A 20,861-nucleotide genomic window follows, 5' to 3' on the forward strand; every position below is an offset into this window, starting at 1 on the left:
AAATTAAAAATAAAAATTAAGAAATAATCATTTCTGTAATGAACGATTCAACGAATAATCATCGGAATGAGTAAAAAATATGATGCTAATCGTGGTGTGTTTTGCTTTGGTCAGTTGCTATGCCGTATGGCGACTATTATTACAACCTAAATTGATTATGGGGAATACGCAGAGGCACTTTGATTTAACAAAACTCCTCAAGTCTACTGATCTCAGCCAGCCAGCGCGCTTGGTGTATGATACAGATTCTGTCGAAGACATTCGTATGTTTGATGAGGTTGCAAAATTAATGTTTGAGAAACGTGTAAATCATCGTGATATCAAGTTTGCTCAGCAAATTCAATATGAGTTTTTGAACAAGATGCCATCACGAACTTTATGTCAGATCAATCAATTTGATTTAGGTGAGTGGTCGATTTTATGGGAATTTCGCAATCAATCCCTTGAATACTATGTGAGTCAATATGGCATCATGTATCGACATACTGACGCACAAGGGGTAGAGCATCAATCTGACTTCATTCAGTAATTTAGAATTTAATCATTAACTAAATTGAGATAATTTTGGAGCATGTCATCCCAAATTTTCTCTGCGCCTTTTTTGAAGTATCCCATGTGTCCAATTGCAGGCATTTGAGATTGTTTAGCTGTGATATCAATGTAGCGCATATCAGCAGAACGATAATGTTGCATAAAGGCTTTTCTCGAATTTGGAAGAGCCCAGTCATCATCTAATGCTGAAACAGCATAAATTTTGGTTTTAACACTTGCGTATTGTGCTTTTAAATCCTCTTGTTCTGGGTCAGCGAAAAAATATAACGGATTTTTGCACCAACGACGCCACTGTTGATATACCCCTAAAGGCAGATCAGAGCCCATATTGAATTTACTCCAAGGTAAATAACCTGTGACTGCGACAATGGGTGGAAACACAATGCTCCACATCACGGATACTTTGAATCTTTCTTTGAACGGCATATATCCTGCCCAACCTGCACCTGTGCCGTAGCAACACATGGCACTGACTCGATGATGATTAGGGGTAAGTCCCAAGGCTTGACCACCATAGGAATGTGCAGTCACAAATAAGGGGAAAGTATCGCTAGAAAAGTATTCAATGGCACCAGCGAGATCAAGTTTCCCCCAATCCAAATAACTCATTTTAAAACCTTTGAGTTGTGCTGGAGATGATGCCCCCACACCACGATAATCAAAGGTTAGCACTTCAAAACCACGTTCTGCAGCATACTCTGCAAATCTGCGATAAAAAGGTTGGGGAACCGCTGTCGCTGAAGCCACAATAATACGTGCAACAGTCTTCACACCAGATGATAGGTAGCGAGTGCCGGTGAGCATATAGCTATCTAAGGCAGGAAACTGAACTTGAGTTTTATTGATGCTTCTTGGCATCTGGTTCACATTTGGAATGGCTTGCATGTCTATATTTCCCGATATTGAACTATTGACCTTTAAAGCGAGGTTGACGTTTTTCGCTCATTGCTCGCATACCTTCGACTGCATCTTCAGATTGTATTAGTGGAAGAAGATGAGTCTTTAACTGATTAAAAGCGTACTGTTCATCATGTGAAATCGCTTCATGAGCAGCCGTCAATGTGGCTTGAACAGCGAGTGGAGCAGCTGAAGCGATGGATTTGGCAAGTTCAATGGCACGGTCAAGCGGATCTTGTTCTGTTACTTCGGTAATTAAATGAAGTCGATATGCAGTTGCAGCATCAAAAAAATCCCCCGTCAATAAGTAGCGCATTGCATTAGACCAACCTGCAGTTTTCACGAAGCGTGAAGTTGCTCCGCCAAAGGGGAGGATGCCACGTTGCACTTCAAGTTGAGTAAATTGGGTGTTTTGATGGGCAATACAGATATCGGCATTTAACATCAGTTCGATTCCAGCAGTGAAACAATACCCCTTCACAGCGACAACAACTGGTTTTTTTCGTTTACGACCAGTCGTGCCCCATGGGTTAATCAGATTCATATCTTCCGAAAATATACCATCTGACATACGCGGCTGAAGCTCAACCAGATCTAATCCTGCCGTAAAGTGCTCTCCATGTGCATAAATCACAGCACAGCGTAAATCGGTCTGGTCTTCGTAGGTGGTAAGTGTTTGTGAAAGTTCATCAATCATAAGGCTGTCAAATGCATTGCGCTTCGCAGCACGGTTTAAACCAATCAGCATCAGATGATTACGAATTTCAATAGTTATTCTGGTCATTTGAGTTGTATTCATCATTATTATTTTCCATTGAGGATATTCTATTTTTAGAGGAGTTTAATGGTTAGGTCAAAACTGTGCAGTTCAAATTGAACAGCGCTAAGTCGTGTTCGTTAAGAATCATGTATGGTGCCATTCAATATACGTTAGGATAGGCGTATCAAATAAACCACGATCATTTTACGTAGTGTATGAGCCTTTTAGAAATTATTTCAGTATTGATGAGTGTATTGGGTGTAACCCTCACGATTCGCCGTAATATTTGGTGTTGGCCTGTGAATCTCGTGGCTTATGGCTTATATGCAAAGTTATTTTATGACTATCAACTCTATGGTGAAACGATATTGCAATGCGTGTTTATCGGTTTAGGTGTGTATGGGTGGTGGATATGGAAAGCTCAGTTTAAACAACAAGAGCAACTTGCCATCAATCGTATTCAAGGGTTGAGAATTATCAAACATGTGTTTTTTACGATGTGTGCAGGACTTATTTTTGGTTTAGGTCTGGATTATTTTACGGATGCTTCCATTCCTTATTTAGATGCTCAATTGGCAAGTTTAAGTCTGCTTATTACATATTGGACGTCTAAACGATATTTGGAAATTTGGCCTGCTTGGATCGCGGTGGATATCATCTATGTCATGATGTTTATGTATAAAGATCTATATTTGACGGCTGGTCTTTATGGCGCATTTATTGTTTTAGCCTTATTAGGTTATCTTCAGTGGAAGAAAAAATATCAAGTTCAACAGCAAACCGTCTACTCACTCTGAAAAATCTACATCCTTGGACATTGATTTGAATGATTCGATCTGCAAAATAAAGCAGATCGACGTAACAATGAAATTGAATTTAACCAGTAGACTTTAAATGTATGATTATCCACTTTTGGGAAGCTCGATTTCTGCAATTTGTAAAATCATTACAACAGCATCCTCATCGTTATCTTAACTTTGAATCCGTTGCCGATTTTTATCAAAGTCAGTGGTTAAAAACGCTTCCTCCTCATACTGAATATTTTTGTACTGGATTAGACGATGGTGCAGAGCAATTTGATATTTTGATTCAATATTTGCATCATCAAGTCAGTATTCACATTGCACAAGAAATTAAAGTTATTTATCGAGAACTCGATCTCTAAGAGTTAGGAGTGTGCTTAGCAATTTTTAGCTGAGTCAAATTAAAATGCTTGAGCGTATCGTTAGCTGGATTTAAGCAAAAAAAGCTTTAAAAAAAAATAGAATAAATGGTAAAAAAACCTTGATAAATCCTAATCTTAAGGTTAGATTGTGATAATAAGTGCAATTATAATAAAAAATATGTGATTTTATTCACTATATTTTGTAGGGGGTGAAATAGATTTAATGATTACAGAGTTAAATGAAAATATAGTTTATTTTGATGAGCTGTTTCAATTGAGTTAGTTCATTATGTTAAGACTATTCAATCGAATTTTTCGCCCCTATACACTTCATTCATTTATGAATCAAAGTGTGTTGATGAATTGGAGTAACTTAAATAAATGTATTCTGGTCATGGTATTGGGCGGGCTTGCACATATCACCTGGATTACATGGTATTTATTTTCATTTCATCATCCTGCATTACATCATTGGCTCAATCCTGATTATTATTATTTTCACCTATCACGGATGTTGCTGTGCTGTGTATTACAGTTCTTACTGACTATTCCTTGTGTCATATGGCGTCATAAAGAATGGGTGAGACAATATTTACCTTACTTTATTATTTTGGTATTTTCCGTAAGCTTTATTTATGGTGGCTATTCGGTTGGTATCAGTAGTCCTGCTACCGTTGCGGGATTTATCAGTATTTTAACAGTTGGTCTGGTTTTATTTGAACGCAAGATTGTATATCTGCTTTTTTTACCAGTCACTGTATATATGCTCATTGCAATTGTCAGTAGTGCATTGGGTTATATGACCTACGCACCGGTCTTTAGTGATCAGCTCAATTATTCAGTCATGGTATTTAATGAATTCTGGGTTTATTCACAACTTTATTTTTACGTGCCTATTTTTTTTGCGACTTTTGTATTGTTTGAGATTTTGTTGACGCAATGGAGAAATCGAGAAAAACAAATTAATTTAATGAGTCAAATGGACCCGCTTACGGGGATTTATAACCGTCGAAAAATAGGTTTAGAACTCAATGAAATTCAATTACAAGAACGAAAATTTGCTCTCATTCTGTTAGATCTTGATCATTTCAAGAGTATTAATGATAGCTATGGTCATGATATCGGAGACAACGTCTTAAAGCGTGTTGCCAATGTACTACGTCAAAATATACGTGATACAGATATTGTCGGGCGATTTGGTGGTGAAGAGTTTGTGATGCTGTTGCAGAATGAAAACCTCAGAGCTGCGATGGAGGTCGCAGAGCGGTGTCGCAAAGAAATTGAAAATGAGCTCTTTTATATCGATGAACGTACGACGATCAGAGTGACAGCAAGCTTTGGTATAGCCATTTCTGAATTTAATTTAAATAAAGAAGCGGTGATTCGTCATGCAGATCAAGCATTATATCTGGCAAAAAAACGTGGTCGTAATCAGGTTAGACACTACTACGAACTTCAGGATGCTGATGTCATACAAAAAAGTGAAACTTGAGCCATAAAATTATCAGGTCACAAATTCGTCATTTAAATCAGTTTTACTTCATATTGAAATGCTTTAAGATTGGTTGACTATTAATCAAATATTTGATTTAAAATTTAAAAAATTATGAAGATCAAATTCTTATCTTAATTGAGATGAACGTATTATGACGATACTACCCGTTGCTCAAAAAGGTGAAGTGATCCTTGAATTGGTTGCATCGCCGGTAAGTGAACTTGAGTTTAGTAGTACTTGGTTAGTGCATCTGGTTGAAGCAATGAATTTTACGATGCAACAGCGCAATGGTGTCGGTATTGCTGCACCACAAGTTTATGTCTCTAAAAGGATTATTATCGTCGCTTCAAAACCCAATATACGGTATCCCGATGCGCCTGAGATGGAGCCTATTTACATGATTAATCCTGAAATATTGGAGCGTTCTGATCATGTTGTTTTAGGAGAAGAGGGATGTTTAAGTGTAGAGAATCGACGTGCGGAAGTAGCTCGAGCTTCATCAATCCGTGTCCGTTATCGTAATATGCAAGGACAGGAAATTACTGAGACTTATTCAGGATTCCCTGCACGAATCATTCAACACGAAATTGACCATCTTGATGGGATCTTGTTTGTAGAGCGAGTTCACGCTGCTTAAAAAGACAATATAAAAGATAAAAGGACAGAATGAAGTTAATCAGGAAGATTCAACATATGATTAAGCGATTGTATCGTATGGCCAATACGTACATCCTTGATCCTCAAAATATGCTGATCAATTGGAGTGATTTTAAAAAGGGACGGCTTATCCTCTTTTTTGGAATTCTAAGCCAACTTGAGGTCGCTCGCTGGTTAATTGTGGCTTTTTATACCCCTGAAAAAGCACAGTGGTTAAATCCTGACTATTTTGAATTACGTGTTACCCAATTGTTGGTGACCTCCGTGATTTATCTTGTGCTGTTTTGGAGTTGTTTTAAGTTTCAGCATATTGCTAAGTTTCAAACCTTCATTGCTTACTTTGCCCCTAGTTTCTTTGGAATGACCATGATCTATTCAGGGTATTCGATTGGAATTTATAGCCCTGCAACGATGGCAGGGTTCATCAGTATTGTATTGGTCGGGTTGGTATTTTATAGCCGTAAAATTATTTATGGGATTGCAATTCCAATTACGATATACACGTTATTAACGTGTTACTTGACGCATATCGATCGAATTCGTTATGCACCTATGTTTAGTGATGAGTTGAATAAAAGTATCGTTTACCAAAATGATTTTTGGGTCATGAGCATGGTACAGCTCTACGTGCCCATTTTACTTATGAGCGTTTTATTCTTTGAGATTTTACTCACTCAGTGGCGCAGTCGTGAAAAACAATTCGAAACCAGCAGTAAATTTGATGCGCTGACGAACGTTTATAACCGTCGCCAGATCAATGAAGTGTTATCACATTTTCAGCAGGATCGTGCTGATTATGCTGTGATCTTATTGGATTTGGATCATTTTAAACAAATTAATGATCAATATGGTCATGCAGCAGGAGATGAAGTCCTGAAACAGGTGGCGACGCGTTTGGAATATCATGTTCGTATTGGTGATACGGTTGGACGTTATGGCGGTGAAGAATTTATATTAATTCTGGACAATCTCAGTCGTGATCAAGCGGTTGATATCGCAGAACGTTGCCGTAACGCAATTGCACAGCAGCCAATTGTGCTGGATGATGGAACCTCGTTAAATGTGACGGCAAGCTTTGGTATTGCATTATCCCATGAGTTATCTGATCAAGATGTCATTACGCATTGTGCAGATCACGCTTTATATATTGCCAAAGAAAGCGGACGAAATCAGGTACAGTTATATCAGTCAGCTTAGTTGAATGATTAAATTTCGGTTTTGGTACTACTAACTATAGAGAAACATACGTTTAGGTTTTTTTATAGCAATGCTTTTGTTTTGGTCAGTGATCATCAAATTCATACCATAAATTGATCTGAACGATAAAGCAGTCTTTTTAATGCTTAAAGCGCATTGACATGATCGCTGAATACATCCAAATTTTAATAAAAATAAATATGAATATTCGATAATACAATTAGATGATGACTCGAGAGAATGAAGTACAACAACAGCGCAGTTTATTGCAAGCTATCAAATATGTCTTGTTAGAATCTGAACGTTCTATTATTAACTGGTCCAACTTTAATAAAGGGATTCTGTTACTTATATTTGGGCTGTTGATGCTCATTGGTCATTGGTTGTGGTACTACCTAACTTTCCATTCAGAATATCAAATTTGGTTAGATCCAGAATATTATCCTCATCGGACATTGACCACATGTTTACAAGTGATTTTGACCATTTGTTTTCTGATAATCGCTTTAATGCTTCGAAAAAATGCTACTGCTCGCCGAATCTTGGGCTATTTAATCCCCTTATTTTATGGATTGATTGTCATTTTTTCAGGATACACTGTTGGGATTTATAGTCCTGCGGTGATGGCGGGAACGGTCAATATTGTATTAATTGGTTTTGTGTTATATGAACAGCGCATCATCTATAGCGTCTCTTTTATTATTGCTTGTATTATCGTGTGGTTGGCAGTACTGACGGCCAATGGTCAACTGACTTATGCACCATTGTTTAGTGATGCACTGAATCAATCTAATTTATATGCCAATCCTTTTTGGCTGAAAAGTATGGCGGTACTATATTTACCTATACTGTTGTGCTCAGCAGTATTTTTTGAGTTGATCTTGTCGCAGTGGAGACGACGTGAGCGTAAGATTGAAGTACTAAGTCAGAAAGATGCGTTAACCAACATCTATAACCGTCGTTACATCAATCAGTTTATTAGTAAGTTAATTCAACAAAATCGCAGCTTTGCTTTCATCATCTTAGATCTCGATTTCTTCAAGCAGATTAATGACAATTATGATCATGATGTTGGTGATCTTGTACTCAAACGTATTGCTCTCATTTTAAAACAGCAAACACGAGAAGAGGATATAGTAGGAAGGCTCGGTGGTGAAGAGTTTGTTCTAGTACTGACAGATGGTGATATCGACGAAGCACTAATCATCGCACAACGCTGCCGTCGAACGATCGAAAGTGAAAAAATTGAGATTACCCAGCGACTTTTATTCAAGTGACCGCAAGCTTTGGCGTGGCGATGTCACAAAATTTACCACATCTATACACAGACGAAGTAAAGCAAAGGATTTATAGTGCAGCGGATAAAGCACTATATCTTGCAAAGCAGAATGGTCGTAATCAAGTCAAATGTGACACGATATCGACAGCTGAATTTAAAATTTGAGATCTTATTTTGGGTCTCCACTCATCACCAAGAGAATAAAAATGAAGACACCTGTACCTGATTATCTTGCCCATGTATTGGATCAATGTCATGCGAATACCGAAGGAGCATTAGCTGACTATATTCCAGAACTGGCAGCTGCCAATCCAAATCGTATCGCTTTAGCACTTTCAACCATTGATGGTACGATTTATTCTTCAGGGGATGATGAGGCTGAGTTCACGATTCAATCAATGTCTAAACCATTTGCTTATGCATTAGCGATTCAAGAACATGGTTTAGCTAAAGTATTAGAAAAAGTTGGCGTTGAGCCGTCGGGGGAAGCATTTAATCAAATCTCATTAGAAAAAGAACGATCGATTCCCAAGAACCCAATGATTAACTCGGGTGCGATTACGACACATTCTTTATTACCTCATAAAAAGACTGTTTCTCGTGCAGAACATTTACGACGTTTCTTGAGTGAACTGTGTGGGCGTGAATTAACCTTTGATGAGCAAGTCTATCAATCTGAACTCAAAACAGCATTTCGTAATCTTTCGATTGGATATATGTTGCGTACCGTCGGCGTGCTAGAAGAAGACCCAGAGCATATTGTTCATGGTTATATTCTACAGTGTGCGATTAAAGTCACCGTGAAAGATTTAGCGCGAATGGGCAGTGTATTAGCGAATGGTGGAAAAGATCCTGTTACGGGAAAATGTATTTTAGATCGTCAGGTATGTCGTCAGGTACTTAGCGTCATGATGACGTGTGGTATGTACGATGCAGCTGGAGATTGGTTGACCACCGTTGGTATTCCTGCCAAAAGTGGTGTGGCAGGGGGGATCATTGGTGTCTTACCAGGTCAGGTTGGAATTGCAGTTTTTTCGCCTAAATTAGACAGCCACGGCAATAGTGTTCGAGGTGTGGAAATCTTTGAACGTCTATCAAGTGATATGGGATTACATTTAATGGAGGGAACCCCTTCAGCACAAACCATTATCCAAAGTCGCCGTGAATATGATGATGGCATGGTGGTGTATGAGCTACGTGGTGTCTTGCAATTTACAGAGACTGAAATGTTCTTGCGTGAGTTACAGAATGAGCCTGTAGGTAAAAATAAAGTAGTGCTTGATCTTACACATCTGACTTTAATCCATGATGTCGGTGCTCGAATGTTATTTGAAGGTGTGAAACGTCTACAGGATGATGGTCACAGAGTGGTGGTCTTAGATGCGGAATCATTGTTATCGGAACAACAAAGTAAAGGACACAAACGTGTCATTGTCCAACAGCATTTGCATGATTATTTAAAGTGATCAGCAAAGATGATGCGCTTTAAGATGCGTGTATAATATTGAAAATTGTATACCGTTTTTTGGGAATGTTATGAAGTCTGAAGTCCAGCAAGGAAAAATTAAAATTTATCATGCCGATAAAGGTTTTGGTTTTATTGGTGGTGCAGGTGAGGATATTTTTTTCCACATTTCTGACTTTCCTACAGATGAAGGTGAGCCAAAACGCAATGACCGAGTCAAATTTCAGGTTGTTGAAAATCAAGGTAAATTAAAAGCAGTCAAAATTCAACGTGTAGCTGACCAGTCAGCGAAAGCGAAGAAGTCTCGTGTGGCATCACATAATCAGTCGATTACCAGCGCATTATTGTCAAGTTTTAAAAAATAAAAAGCAAAAAAAGCCCTGAATCATCAGGGCTTTTTTGTAGAACAGATCAATCATTCATGTCATGTTTAGATGTTATTTTAGATGATCAGCAATATCGGTAAAAATCACACCTAAACCATATGCACCTGCATCAGGATAGCCTAAGCTACGATCCCCGACAGTACCTGCACGACCCATACGTGCAACAATCTCTTTGGTCGATTCAGCACCTTGAACAGCAGCTTGAGCACCTAAGATAAAGTTTTCCTTAAAGCTTTTGTCGGTGTTGGCTGACCATGAATCTGCGCATGGCACGAGCGCATCAATGAGAGTTTTATCTCCCACTACCGCGCCACGTCCAAATGAACGTTCACCTGTAGTTTGAATACCTTTTACTGCGGCTTGCAGCATATCGGCAAAATCTGCCACGCTTAACGTGGTTTTACCTTGAATGGCTTTACTTGCAGAGCGGAATGCAGAACCCCAGATGGGACCCGAAGCACCGCCACAATGTTCCATAATGATCATGGAGCTATTGAGCAAGAATTCATCCATCTGCTGTGCTTGGATCAAGCTTTGCCATTCTTTCTTAAGTTGTTTAAAGCCTTTAGCCACACTCATGCCGAAGTCGCCGTCACCTGCGTGCGCGTCTAACTCACAAAATGGCACTTCATTTTTAATAATACAGGCAGCCATGACATCGACCACATAACGCATGTTTTCAATGGTGAATTGCTCATTTTGAATTTCAGCATGTTCTGCTGCAGTTTCAACTTGGCTGTTGCCTTGATGTTGGGTAGCCGTATCTTTTATCGCAAACTCAATGGCTAAAGCTGGTGAACCATCAAGTTTAAAGGCAGGGGTGTTGGCTTCTGCATCTAAGTATGTTTTGAGTTCATCATCCAATTCAAGTAATGAAATGGATGCGCCATTCATGTCGATACTGGTCATGTAGTTGCCGACAAAAGTACGGTAAATTTTGATACCTTTATGTGCAAGGTGTTCACATACATCACGATTAAACAGATACAGTTCTTGCATCGGAGTTGAGCCAAAGCCATTGATCAATACTGCGACTTCTTTCATGTCTGGGCGATCTAAAAACAGGTCATCGACCATACGTTGTGCCAGTTCTTTTGCTGGAAAAATTTTTTCACGACGAATGCCTGGTTCACCATGGATACCGACGCCGTATTCCATTTCATCATCAGCAAGCGTGAACGTTGGTGTACCCTTGGCAGGAACAGTACATGAGCTATAGGCAAAACCTAAACTGATCACATTGTCAGCTGCTTTCTGTGCCACCGCTTTAACTTCACTCAGCTCTAAGCCCTTTGATGCGGCAGCCCCTGCAATCTTATGAACAAAGATTGTGCCTGCGACACCACGACGACCGACTGTATATAAACTATCTTTAACTGCTATATCATCTGCGACTTTGACATAGTCGACTTTGATGCCATCTTCCATGGCTAAGGCTGCACCGTTCTGGAAATTCATCATATCGCCAGAATAGTTTTTGATAATCATCAACACGCCTTTGTCGGTTGCGACGTGTTGCAGTGCTTTATAGACCTGAATTTGCGAAGGTGATGCAAAGACATCGCCACATACGGCTGCGTCTAACATGCCTTGACCGACAAAGCCCGCATGTGCAGGCTCATGACCGCTACCACCACCACTGATCAGGGCAACATTGTTGTGTTTTTCTTTTCTTGAAATGATTTTGTGTGATTCAGTGAATGCAAGTTCTGGGTGTGCCAAGACAAAGCCTTTGCACATGTCGACAACCAAGTTTTCAGGGTGGTTGATGAGTTTTTTCATGGAAATATCAAACTTTTGGTAATTTCATTAATAAGTATTAATTATTCACTAAACTTGAAATATTTGCTGATCTAAAAATGTTAAAACGGATGATTTGGGGTGGGGTGGTTAGAAAAGGGACGGTTTTTGATGTATATATTGATGAAAAGAATCCCCCTAAATCCCCCTTTCTTGCGCTTCTACATAAAGCAGTGCTTAAGTCTCGCTCAGGGGGACTTTCCGCGAATTTGATTGCGGTTTTAGATGCGTGAAATTTCCCTCTTTTCCCTTGCGCCATATATGGCTCAGGGCTAGGGGAGATTTTAAAAAAGAGAATAAAAATGAAGCCCTACAATAAAAATTTAAAACAAGCCTCGCGTGATTTACGCAATAACATGACTGATGCTGAAAAGCTGTTATGGTCACGGCTTCGCAATAAGCAAATTTTAGGTTTGCAGTTTTATCGCCAAAAGCCAATCTTAAATTACATCGTAGATTTTTACTGTCCTGCTGCCAATTTAGTGATTGAGTGTGATGGTGGTCCCAATCTAAGAAAGATCGGGGTATGGATTTTGGTATGTAAATTATTAATTTAAATTAATTTTTTTAGTTTTTATATTGTAGATGAAAGTAGTCGTGAACTTATTGGAATCAATACCTATTCCTATATCATCATTACTTTTAATAAAAAAACTAGAGATATCTGAAAAGTTCACCTTTTTATTGTTCTCAATTAAATTTTGTAATGCCATATCTGAACAGTAATCAGGGAGAGATTTCTGTGTTGTAAGACAAGGAGCAATAAAGCTATTTATATTTTTCAGTATATTGTATTTAGATATTTTCTTGTCTTTAAGATACTGAGAAAGATTTAATTCTTTATTACTGGATAGGCTCAGCGCATAGTATTTATTAAAGTATCTTTCTGTTGAGTTACTGATGTTATAGTTAATTGAAAAGCTCAATATATCTTTATTTTGATATAATTTTTCAAAACCAACTTCAGTAGGATAGTTATTATCTTCATTATCAAAATTAGTTGTAATAAATTTTACAATAGAACTATTCACTTCTTTGAATTGGTTTCCTGCTATTAGTGGGTATGAACCACTTAATTGAAGATTATATTTTGGTTTAATGTCTTTGCTAATCAAATAATTATTTGTTTTAGCATACCCCATAGTTATAACGGAACAACTAATAAATATTGGAATTAATATTTTAAATTTCATGCTGCTCTCCAAAAAATAGTATGACCTGCGGTTACTTTTGCTGTTAATGATTTACTAACTTTGCTACCAGTGTTGTATTCAAAGTTTCCAGTTGTCCAATTTTTTTGATCTTTAAAAACATTTGCAGGAATATCATAGAAAACACCGCTATATTTAACTCTTCCTTTAGGGTATTCCTTTAGTGATCCCGCCAAAAATTCATCATATACAGATTTAGGAATTGTGATTTTCTTATATTCTCTAAATTTAGCATGTGGCTTATTTGTATTATCTTTATATTTATATGGGCTTTCTAACCCCCATGCTAAGAAGTCTGTTCCATCCCAATGTGTTGAACCATCCGTTGGATCCGCTTCTCCTAAGCAAACTTTTAAAACGCCTTTACGAGCTAGTCCATATTTAGGATCTTCAGCTTTTCCATTAGCTGGTTTATCTGGTAATGGAGTCTTTGTTCCTTTAGGCATAGTGGAATAGCCAGACATCAATAATGAATGTAAATCTTTTTCCACTTGTTTTGCATAATTATTGGCAGTAAAAGCAATATAAATACATTCTATAGTAGCTGTTCCTGATTCATGCGAAACGACTCGTGAGCACTCTTGAAATTTTTTATGAGTAATATTTGCATATTGGGGAGAGATAAACTCACTATCTGATTTCTTTCCATTACATGCATAGACATCTTCTAGGTTACCTTTGCCGTTAGAAATTCTCCCTTCATATAGTCCAGTGTTTATATTGTAGTAATAGCCATTTAAGAGCTCATTTTTGTTATCCGTTAAATTATTATTGAGGTTCTGTTGAGAACTAATAGGCTGAAAAACAGGTGTAGATGAACGTAAATTAGCTCCACCACTACCTCCTACTACGTGAGACTGTTGAGGTAAAATTCTAGCTCCACAGCTTAGAATATCATCTACATAAGCCACAGGCTTATCATCAAAAATGACATGGTTATGGCTTGGTTGTACGGTTGACCAGACTTTACATTTAGGGCAGAAATGACCATCACCAGCGCGAACAAAAAGATTTCCTTCTTGAGAACTTCTGACCTGCGTTGATGGAATCCGACCACCATGGTCAGTTGGTGCATTATGAATCGCAAAACCTTTCATTTATTTTCCTTTATTTTTATTCAATCAGTTTAATATCTCTTGGTTAAAATCACCTTGTTCAGCAAACTTCCACATTCGACTTGGTGGAGAAAACAAAGCAAGTTGATCATTTATGCCAAACTTGATTTGGTCTATTGGGACAATCGAAATTGCTTTAATTGCTTGCTTCGCTAAGGTTGCTAATTCCTTATCCGATTTATTGTTGATGACTTCAATAGAACGTAGAAACTCATCTGATGTAATTTCATTCCAATATTCTCTTAAAGTCTTAAAAATAAAATCACCAAATTGAATCGTTAAATGTTGGTTGGGTTCAGAAGTATCAACATTACTAAAACTTGTAGGAATTAAACTCATACGAGGACAACTGACATTGGACGTGACCAAGGTATTTTCTTGAGTGGCAATATACGCATTAAATACATTAACGGTTACTGTCCCTCCTAAAGAAGACATCATTTGGGGGAGATCAATTGCGGAGAGATTTCAACGCTCCCACTTATTCTGATGAGGTTTCAAATTCTTATTTTCAATTTGATGGATAATTTCAGCATCTAAAGCAGATGGGAAAGCGACTGGACCAGCATTGAAGTTAGGATCTCCTGCCCAAAAGGTCTCAATTACGGTACGTCCAAGTTCATCTTTATCATAACGTGCGAGAACCGTCATTTTATAATCAGAAATATAATGAATAGGATGACTTTCACCACCACAGTACAACATGAAATTCTTCTCTTTTTATTTGATTTTATTGAAATCTTTTAAATGCTGTGAACTTTTACAGAGAAAATATAATTAAAAAATATCAGATTAATGCATTATTAAAATATAACTTTTCGTAAGTAATTTACATGTATTATTTTGTAAATTAGAAATAACTGATTAGACCTAATTCAACCTGAATTGGGAATGAGGAATTTCGTCAAAATCATAAGATAAATAAAATTTTAGATTAATCAGATCAAATTATAGTCTTTATATGAACCAGATGATGAATGGGTAAGAGTATGAATAATTGAATTATTTGAGCAGGACTCAGTTTAATTTAAGAAATAAAAAAGTCCTTCAAGAGAAGGACTTTTTAGCATGTTTAGATCACTGAATCATCCAAATTCGGCGCTAACCAACGTTTCGCCTCATCCAACGTCCAACCTTTACGCTTCGCATAATCTTCCAACTGATCACCAGAGATTTTACCCACGTTAAAGTATTCCGTTTCAGGGCTTGCGTAATAGAAACCGCTGACTGATGAAGGTGGCCACATCGCAAAGCTACTTGTTAAGTAAGTTCCGATCTTATCTGTCGTACCTAACCAATCAAACAAAGGCGCTTTTTCAGAATGTTCAGGACAAGCAGGGTAGCCCGGTGCAGGACGAATACCCACATACTTCTCTTTGATCAACTCTTCATTCGTTAACTGTTCATCCGCTTGGTAGCCCCAGAACTCTTTACGAATACGTTGGTGCAAGTGTTCTGCAAATGCTTCTGCAAAACGGTCACCCAAGGCTTGAACCATAATCGCGTTATAGTCATCACCTTTAGCTTTGTATTCCTGTGAAAGTTCTTCCGCACCAAAGATCGATACAGTGAAACCACCCAAATAATCTTGCGCCACGTCTTTCGGTGCAACAAAGTCAGCTAGTGAGAAATTCGCTTTGCCTGTCACTTTGTCAGACTGCTGACGAATATGCTCAAAGGTATGCGTCACATTGCCATTTTCATCCGTTACCGCAACAGTATCCGCTGCAACACGATTGGCAGGGTAAAGACTAAAAGTAGCGCGCGCATCGAAACGTTTATTTTCGATGATGTCTTTGAGCATCGCTTGTGCTTGTTCAAACAAATCACGTGCTGCTTCACCGACGACTTCATCTTCAAGGATTTTCGGGTATTTACCCGCCAAACTCCAAGAAATAAAGAACGGTGTCCAGTCGAAGTATTCAACTAAAGTTTCGAGTGGATAGTTGGTAAATGTTTCAGAACCAATGAAGTTTGGTTTTACTGGCGCATGCTTTTCAAAGTCAATTTTGAAACCATTTTCAATCGATTCAGCATAAGAAAGTTTTGCAGCTTTCGGTTGCTTATTCGCTAGACGTGTACGGATTTTTTCATAATCCGCTGCATAGTCAGCTGCCAATTGCGGCTTCATATCAGCAGATAAAAGTTGCGTTGCAACACCGACTGCACGAGATGCATCGGCAGTGTAGTACACGCCATCATTTTGATATTGCGGTGCAATTTTCACCGCAGTATGCGCTTTCGATGTTGTTGCACCACCAATCATCAATGGAATATTAAAACCTTTACGTTGCATTTCTTTGGCAACAAAAACCATTTCATCCAATGACGGTGTAATCAAACCAGACAAACCGATGATGTCAACTTTTTCATCAATCGCTGTTTGTAAGATTTTCTCACAAGGTACCATCACGCCAAGGTCAACGATGTCATAACCGTTACAGCCAAGTACCACACCCACGATGTTTTTACCGATGTCGTGTACGTCGCCTTTAACAGTAGCAAGCAAGATTTTACCTTTGGCTTCGCCTTGGGTTTTTTCTGCTTCAATGAACGGATTCAACCAAGCCACGGCTTGTTTCATCACACGTGCAGATTTCACCACTTGTGGTAAGAACATTTTGCCGGCACCGAACAGGTCACCCACCACGTTCATACCTGTCATGAGTGGACCTTCGATCACATCAAGTGGACGAGCTGATTTTAAACGTGCTTCTTCAGTATCTTCATCGATATATGTGGTGATGCCTTTTACTAGCGCATATTCAAGACGTTTTTCAACCGGTTCATTGCGCCATTCAAGGTTTTCTTCAGCCTTTTGCGCACCCGCTTGACCACGATATTTTTCCGCAACAGCTAGCAATTTTTCAGTCGCTTCTTGACCGCTTGCGCCTTGGTTACGGTTCAGTACTACATCTTCAACAGCTTCTTTTAGCTCAGCATCGATATCATCATAAATTGCAAGCTGACCTGCGTTGACGATCCCCATGGTTAAGCCTTGTTGAATGCCGTGATACAAGAACACCGCATGGATCGCTTCACGAACAGGCTCATTACCACGGAATGAGAACGATACGTTTGAGATCCCGCCTGACACCATCGCATTTGGAAGGTTTTGTTTAATCCAACCGGTTGCTTCAATGAAGTCCACACCGTAGTTGTTGTGTTCTTCAATACCTGTTGCGACCGCAAACACGTTCGGGTCAAAAATAATATCTTCAGATGGGAAACCCACTTCGTTGACTAAGACATCATAAGAGCGCTTACAGATTTCCTTTTTACGTTCAGCTGTATCCGCTTGACCATTTTCATCAAACGCCATGACAATGACTGCCGCACCGTACTGACGGCAGAGGCGAGCACGTTCTACAAACTCGTCATAACCTTCTTTTAAGGAAATTGAGTTTACAACCGCTTTACCTTGGACGCATTTCAAACCTGCTTCAATGATCTCCCATTTAGAAGAGTCAAGCATGATTGGCACACGTGAAATATCAGGCTCAGACGCGATCAGATTCAGGAAATGCACCATCGCTTCTTGCGAATCCAGCATCCCTTCATCCATGTTGATGTCGATGATTTGCGCACCGGCTTCAACTTGTTGGCGAGCAACATCTAAAGCTTCAGTGAAGTTACCTTCTTTAATCAGGCGTAAGAATTTTTTAGAACCTGTCACGTTGGTACGTTCACCGACGTTGACGAATAATGAATCTTTAGTGATGTTAAATGGCTCTAAACCACTTAAACGACATGCAGGTTCAATTTCAGGGATTTGACGCGGCGTAATACCTGCAACGGCTTGCGCAATCGCACGAATATGATCCGGCGTCGTACCACAACAACCACCCGTAATGTTAATTAAGCCACTTTCAGCAAATTCTTTAATAAATGCTGCAGTTTCTTCAGGAGTTTCATCATAACCACCGAAGGCATTTGGTAAGCCTGCGTTTGGATGCGCTGAAACAAAAGTATCCGCAACGTCAGACACGGTTTTGACGTGTGGACGCATCGCATCTGCACCCAGTGCACAGTTAAAGCCAATCGATAAAGGCTCTGCATGGCGCATTGAGTTCCAGAATGCTTCTGCGGTTTGACCTGTGAGTGTACGCCCAGATGCATCGGTAATGGTGCCCGAAATCATAATTGGCAGTTCGTAACCAATTTCTTTAAACACTTCTTTCACTGCAAAGATCGCAGCTTTGGCATTTAGGGTATCGAAGACCGTTTCAATCAAGATGATATCTGCACCACCTTCAATCAATGCCTTAGTCGCTTCAATGTAGTTAACTTTTAACTCATCAAAGGTGATGTTACGGAATGCCGGATCATTTACATTTGGTGAAATTGAAGTGGTACGTGACGTTGGTCCTAATACGCCCGCGACAAAACGTGGCTTTTCAGGTGTTGAATATTTTTTACATGCTTCTTTGGCAATTCGAGCTGCTTCACGGTTAATCTCAGGAACCAAGTCTTCCATATGGTAGTCAGACATTGAAACACGCGTTCCATTGAACGAGTTGGTTTCAATAATATCTGCACCAGCTTCAAGATAAGCTTCATGAATGCCTTGAATAATCTGTGGCTGAGTTAGAACCAATAAGTCGTTATTACCCTTAAGGTCGTAGGCCCAATCCTCAAAACGTTCACCACGGTAATCAGCTTCTTCCAATTTGTGGCGTTGGATCATGGTACCCATTGCACCATCAATAATCAGGATACGTTTGGCAAGAAGCGCTTTTAAGGTGGCGAGGGTAGACATCAAATGACTCTCACAAAAATCTGCACAAATAATGGTGCAATATTTTAGCAGAGTTACGTCCACTTTTCTGATAAATAAAAATTTATGAACCTATTCCCAAAAAATTAAGGATGAATTTCATCCATCGACTACGATGATCAACCTATCAAAACTGAAACTGTCTATATTTCATCATGTTGTCATAATCTAATGTAATAATAACTGCCGTTGGAACAAATGTGACAGTGATGTCATCTTTATTTCATATATTTAATTACCGATTGAAATAAAGATTAAAGACGAGGGTTTTGTATTAACTATCTGATTATTATTGTTAAATTTTGAATATTATTAGTTTTTAAAGTTTAATTTTCTTTAATAAGTGTCATTTGGATGACTTATATGACAGCTCTTTGTCATATAATTGTAATAATTAAATTGAACAATAGAGGGGATATTTATCCTCTTTCTCTGCTTGCATGAATTCTAATCAAACTCCAGTTTCAGATTCAGCACAATCGTCAACGCCTATGCAGTCGACGAATGTTCACGTGCCAACGCCGAAATTCTTTATGCCAGTGTTCCTTACACTGATTGTTTCAACCTTGATTTACATTGGTTTTCAGTTGGCTGCTGATTTATCTCATGTGCCTGCTTTAAATCTTTATGCTGTGATCATGTTGGCCACGGCATTGTTTATCGCATTGGGTTTCGAGTTCGTTAACGGTTTCCATGACACGGCCAATGCTGTGGCAACGGTCATTTATACCAACGCTTTATCTGCACCTGTCGCTGTAATGTGGGCAGGCTTCTGTAACTTCCTTGGCGTAATGGTCGCAAGTGGTGCAGTTGCCTACGGTATTATCGCGCTATTGCCTGTTGAATTGATTATGAACGTCGGTTCAGGTGCTGGTTTTGCCATGGTCTTTGCCATGTTGATTGCCGCAATCGTATGGAACTTAGGAACATGGTTCCTCGGTATCCCTGCTTCTAGCTCTCATACACTGATCGGTTCGATTTTAGGTGTGGGCATCATGAACTACATCTTAAACGCAGGTAATGGTGCGTCAGGTGTAGACATGGAACAGGTGATGAAAGTGGGTAAAGCACTTTTATTCTCACCATTAATCGGTTTTGCATTTGCGGCTGTATTGTTCTTATTGGTTAAAAAAATCTTTAAGAAACAAGTGGAATTATTCCAACCACCAGAAGGGAATAAACCCCCGCCGCCACTTATTCGTGCCATTTTGATTTTCACGTGTACCGGTGTAAGTTTTGCACACGGCTCAAATGATGGTCAAAAAGGTATGGGTCTGATTATGTTGATTCTGATCGGGATCGTGCCATTGGCATACTCTTTAAACAAGAGTCTAGATCAACAACATATCCAAACGTTTGGTCAGTTATCTGCTCAAACTGCTGATTTGATTTATCCAAATCACCAAGATATTCCAGATGAAAAAGCGCGTGAAATTATCACATCATATATCCAAACCAAAGAAATCACACCTGAAGTTGTGCCAGCTTTGGCAAGTTTAACGGATCATTTAGGTGAAAAAGTAGGAAGCTACACATCCATTAAAGATGTTCCTGAAGATCAAGTAGCTGAATTCCGTAATGATATGTACCTCAGCACGACTGCATTCAAGCGTTTAGATAAAGCAGAAGCTTTACCTGCCATGACTGAAGCGCAAGAAAAAACAGTGGACAACTACCGTGATAACTTAGATTCATTCCTTCAATACATTCCAACATGGGTGAAAGTTGCGACTGCATTGGCATTAGGTCTAGGGACGATGGTAGGCTGGAAACGTATTGTTGTTACCGTTGGTGAGCGTATTGGTAAACAACACATGACTTATGGTCAGGGGATGTCTGCAGAGTTAGTTGCAATGTCAACGATTGCTGCTGCTGATGGCTTTGGTATGCCAGTGTCAACAACACACGTTTTAAACTCTGCTGTAGCAGGTACGATGGTTGCGAATAAGTCGGGCTTAAACTTCCAAATGGTTCGCACAATCTTATCAGCGTGGATTTTTACACTGCCAGCAACAATCTGTTTGTCAGGTGGTTTATTCTGGTTGTTCCTTCAGTTCACCTGATTGAAATCAATACTTAAAGACTAAAAAAACGCTGAACAATCA

Annotated in this window: 18 protein-coding genes and 2 pseudogenes; 12 read left to right on the plus strand and 8 right to left on the minus strand. The window is 39.0% G+C overall.

Annotated features, from left to right (window positions below):
- Positions 1-79 precede the first annotated feature (79 nt).
- Positions 80-529: a hypothetical protein gene (locus tag FTV17_RS00105; RefSeq protein WP_179997677.1), complete on the plus strand. Its 450-nt coding sequence runs from the start codon at positions 80-82 to the stop codon at positions 527-529.
- A gap of 8 nt (positions 530-537) precedes the next feature.
- Here FTV17_RS00105 and FTV17_RS00110 read toward each other — a convergent pair whose 3' ends face one another.
- Both FTV17_RS00110 and FTV17_RS00115 read right to left on the minus strand, forming a co-directional pair.
- Complete coding sequence (locus FTV17_RS00110; RefSeq protein WP_179997678.1) at positions 538-1,437, minus strand: alpha/beta fold hydrolase; 900 nt, start codon at positions 1,435-1,437, stop codon at positions 538-540.
- 22 nt (positions 1,438-1,459) lie between these two features.
- The gene (locus FTV17_RS00115; RefSeq protein WP_373687164.1) at positions 1,460-2,251 is read right to left on the minus strand and encodes a crotonase/enoyl-CoA hydratase family protein; all 792 of its coding nucleotides are present in this window, start codon (positions 2,249-2,251) and stop codon (positions 1,460-1,462) included.
- A gap of 173 nt (positions 2,252-2,424) precedes the next feature.
- Between FTV17_RS00115 and pnuC the strand changes: the two genes are divergently transcribed.
- The 9 genes from pnuC (at position 2,425) to FTV17_RS00160 (ending at position 9,832) form a co-directional block, all read left to right on the plus strand.
- Positions 2,425-3,006, plus strand: a complete 582-nt coding sequence (gene pnuC / locus FTV17_RS00120) for a nicotinamide riboside transporter PnuC (RefSeq protein WP_179997679.1) — start codon at positions 2,425-2,427, stop codon at positions 3,004-3,006.
- 101 nt (positions 3,007-3,107) lie between these two features.
- On the plus strand, positions 3,108-3,374 hold the full coding sequence (locus FTV17_RS00125; protein ID WP_092766902.1) for a hypothetical protein: 267 nt from the start codon (positions 3,108-3,110) through the stop codon (positions 3,372-3,374).
- Between the two features lie 358 nt (positions 3,375-3,732).
- Positions 3,733-4,866: a GGDEF domain-containing protein gene (locus FTV17_RS00130; protein WP_179997680.1), complete on the plus strand. Its 1,134-nt coding sequence runs from the start codon at positions 3,733-3,735 to the stop codon at positions 4,864-4,866.
- A 151-nt stretch (positions 4,867-5,017) separates the two neighbouring features.
- The gene (gene def / locus FTV17_RS00135) at positions 5,018-5,506 is read left to right on the plus strand and encodes a peptide deformylase (RefSeq protein ID WP_179997943.1); all 489 of its coding nucleotides are present in this window, start codon (positions 5,018-5,020) and stop codon (positions 5,504-5,506) included.
- A 56-nt stretch (positions 5,507-5,562) separates the two neighbouring features.
- Positions 5,563-6,723, plus strand: coding sequence for a GGDEF domain-containing protein (locus FTV17_RS00140; RefSeq protein ID WP_179997681.1), 1,161 nt, complete (start codon positions 5,563-5,565; stop codon positions 6,721-6,723).
- 224 nt (positions 6,724-6,947) lie between these two features.
- Positions 6,948-8,000, plus strand: coding sequence for a diguanylate cyclase (locus FTV17_RS00145; protein WP_179997682.1), 1,053 nt, complete (start codon positions 6,948-6,950; stop codon positions 7,998-8,000).
- A gap of 20 nt (positions 8,001-8,020) precedes the next feature.
- Positions 8,021-8,167, plus strand: a complete 147-nt coding sequence (locus tag FTV17_RS00150; protein WP_179997683.1) for a hypothetical protein — start codon at positions 8,021-8,023, stop codon at positions 8,165-8,167.
- 41 nt (positions 8,168-8,208) lie between these two features.
- Complete coding sequence (locus FTV17_RS00155) at positions 8,209-9,468, plus strand: glutaminase (RefSeq protein WP_179997684.1); 1,260 nt, start codon at positions 8,209-8,211, stop codon at positions 9,466-9,468.
- A gap of 70 nt (positions 9,469-9,538) precedes the next feature.
- On the plus strand, positions 9,539-9,832 hold the full coding sequence (locus FTV17_RS00160; protein WP_179997685.1) for a cold shock domain-containing protein: 294 nt from the start codon (positions 9,539-9,541) through the stop codon (positions 9,830-9,832).
- A gap of 72 nt (positions 9,833-9,904) precedes the next feature.
- On the opposite strand, the gene dhaK is transcribed toward FTV17_RS00160, so the two are convergent.
- Positions 9,905-11,635, minus strand: a complete 1,731-nt coding sequence (gene dhaK / locus FTV17_RS00165; RefSeq protein WP_179997686.1) for a dihydroxyacetone kinase subunit DhaK — start codon at positions 11,633-11,635, stop codon at positions 9,905-9,907.
- A gap of 320 nt (positions 11,636-11,955) precedes the next feature.
- Between dhaK and FTV17_RS00170 the strand changes: the two are divergent.
- Positions 11,956-12,180: pseudogene (locus FTV17_RS00170) on the plus strand (endonuclease domain-containing protein); the annotation flags it as partial.
- A gap of 21 nt (positions 12,181-12,201) precedes the next feature.
- On the opposite strand, the gene FTV17_RS00175 reads toward FTV17_RS00170, so the two are convergent.
- The 5 genes and pseudogenes from FTV17_RS00175 to metH all read right to left on the minus strand — a co-directional run bounded on the left by FTV17_RS00175 (position 12,202) and on the right by metH (position 18,738).
- Complete coding sequence (locus FTV17_RS00175) at positions 12,202-12,846, minus strand: hypothetical protein (protein WP_092766896.1); 645 nt, start codon at positions 12,844-12,846, stop codon at positions 12,202-12,204.
- 851 nt (positions 12,847-13,697) lie between these two features.
- A pseudogene (locus tag FTV17_RS00180) lies at positions 13,698-13,961 on the minus strand (PAAR domain-containing protein); the annotation flags it as partial.
- 24 nt (positions 13,962-13,985) lie between these two features.
- Positions 13,986-14,420, minus strand: a complete 435-nt coding sequence (locus FTV17_RS00185) for a hypothetical protein (RefSeq protein WP_179997687.1) — start codon at positions 14,418-14,420, stop codon at positions 13,986-13,988.
- Positions 14,421-14,447: 27 nt separating this feature from the next.
- Positions 14,448-14,684, minus strand: a complete 237-nt coding sequence (locus FTV17_RS00190) for a hypothetical protein (RefSeq protein WP_179997688.1) — start codon at positions 14,682-14,684, stop codon at positions 14,448-14,450.
- A 367-nt stretch (positions 14,685-15,051) separates the two neighbouring features.
- Complete coding sequence (gene metH / locus FTV17_RS00195; protein WP_179997689.1) at positions 15,052-18,738, minus strand: methionine synthase; 3,687 nt, start codon at positions 18,736-18,738, stop codon at positions 15,052-15,054.
- Positions 18,739-19,196: 458 nt separating this feature from the next.
- On the opposite strand from metH, the gene FTV17_RS00200 reads away from it, so the two are divergent.
- On the plus strand, positions 19,197-20,819 hold the full coding sequence (locus FTV17_RS00200) for an inorganic phosphate transporter (protein ID WP_035269616.1): 1,623 nt from the start codon (positions 19,197-19,199) through the stop codon (positions 20,817-20,819).
- Positions 20,820-20,861: the final 42 nt, after the last annotated feature.

The sequence above is a fragment of the Acinetobacter sp. YH12239 genome, assembly GCF_013417635.1.
Lineage (GTDB): Bacteria > Pseudomonadota > Gammaproteobacteria > Pseudomonadales > Moraxellaceae > Acinetobacter.

Excerpts from the sequence above, each read along its gene's own strand:
- FTV17_RS00115 (WP_373687164.1), bottom strand. The coding sequence starts at position 2,251 with ATGATGAATACAACTCAAATGACCAGAATAACTATTGAAATTCGTAAT.
- metH (WP_179997689.1), bottom strand. The coding sequence starts at position 18,738 with ATGTCTACCCTCGCCACCTTAAAAGCGCTTCTTGCCAAACGTATCCTG.
- FTV17_RS00110 (WP_179997678.1), bottom strand. The coding sequence starts at position 1,437 with ATGCAAGCCATTCCAAATGTGAACCAGATGCCAAGAAGCATCAATAAA.
- FTV17_RS00150 (WP_179997683.1), top strand. The coding sequence starts at position 8,021 with ATGTCACAAAATTTACCACATCTATACACAGACGAAGTAAAGCAAAGG.
- dhaK (WP_179997686.1), bottom strand. The coding sequence starts at position 11,635 with ATGAAAAAACTCATCAACCACCCTGAAAACTTGGTTGTCGACATGTGC.
- FTV17_RS00190 (WP_179997688.1), bottom strand. The coding sequence starts at position 14,684 with ATGTTGTACTGTGGTGGTGAAAGTCATCCTATTCATTATATTTCTGAT.
- FTV17_RS00130 (WP_179997680.1), top strand. The coding sequence starts at position 3,733 with ATGAATTGGAGTAACTTAAATAAATGTATTCTGGTCATGGTATTGGGC.
- FTV17_RS00105 (WP_179997677.1), top strand. The coding sequence starts at position 80 with ATGATGCTAATCGTGGTGTGTTTTGCTTTGGTCAGTTGCTATGCCGTA.
- FTV17_RS00185 (WP_179997687.1), bottom strand. The coding sequence starts at position 14,420 with ATGATGTCTTCTTTAGGAGGGACAGTAACCGTTAATGTATTTAATGCG.
- FTV17_RS00160 (WP_179997685.1), top strand. The coding sequence starts at position 9,539 with ATGAAGTCTGAAGTCCAGCAAGGAAAAATTAAAATTTATCATGCCGAT.
- FTV17_RS00155 (WP_179997684.1), top strand. The coding sequence starts at position 8,209 with ATGAAGACACCTGTACCTGATTATCTTGCCCATGTATTGGATCAATGT.
- FTV17_RS00145 (WP_179997682.1), top strand. The coding sequence starts at position 6,948 with ATGATGACTCGAGAGAATGAAGTACAACAACAGCGCAGTTTATTGCAA.
- pnuC (WP_179997679.1), top strand. The coding sequence starts at position 2,425 with ATGAGCCTTTTAGAAATTATTTCAGTATTGATGAGTGTATTGGGTGTA.
- FTV17_RS00125 (WP_092766902.1), top strand. The coding sequence starts at position 3,108 with ATGATTATCCACTTTTGGGAAGCTCGATTTCTGCAATTTGTAAAATCA.
- FTV17_RS00140 (WP_179997681.1), top strand. The coding sequence starts at position 5,563 with ATGATTAAGCGATTGTATCGTATGGCCAATACGTACATCCTTGATCCT.
- FTV17_RS00175 (WP_092766896.1), bottom strand. The coding sequence starts at position 12,846 with ATGAAATTTAAAATATTAATTCCAATATTTATTAGTTGTTCCGTTATA.
- FTV17_RS00200 (WP_035269616.1), top strand. The coding sequence starts at position 19,197 with ATGAATTCTAATCAAACTCCAGTTTCAGATTCAGCACAATCGTCAACG.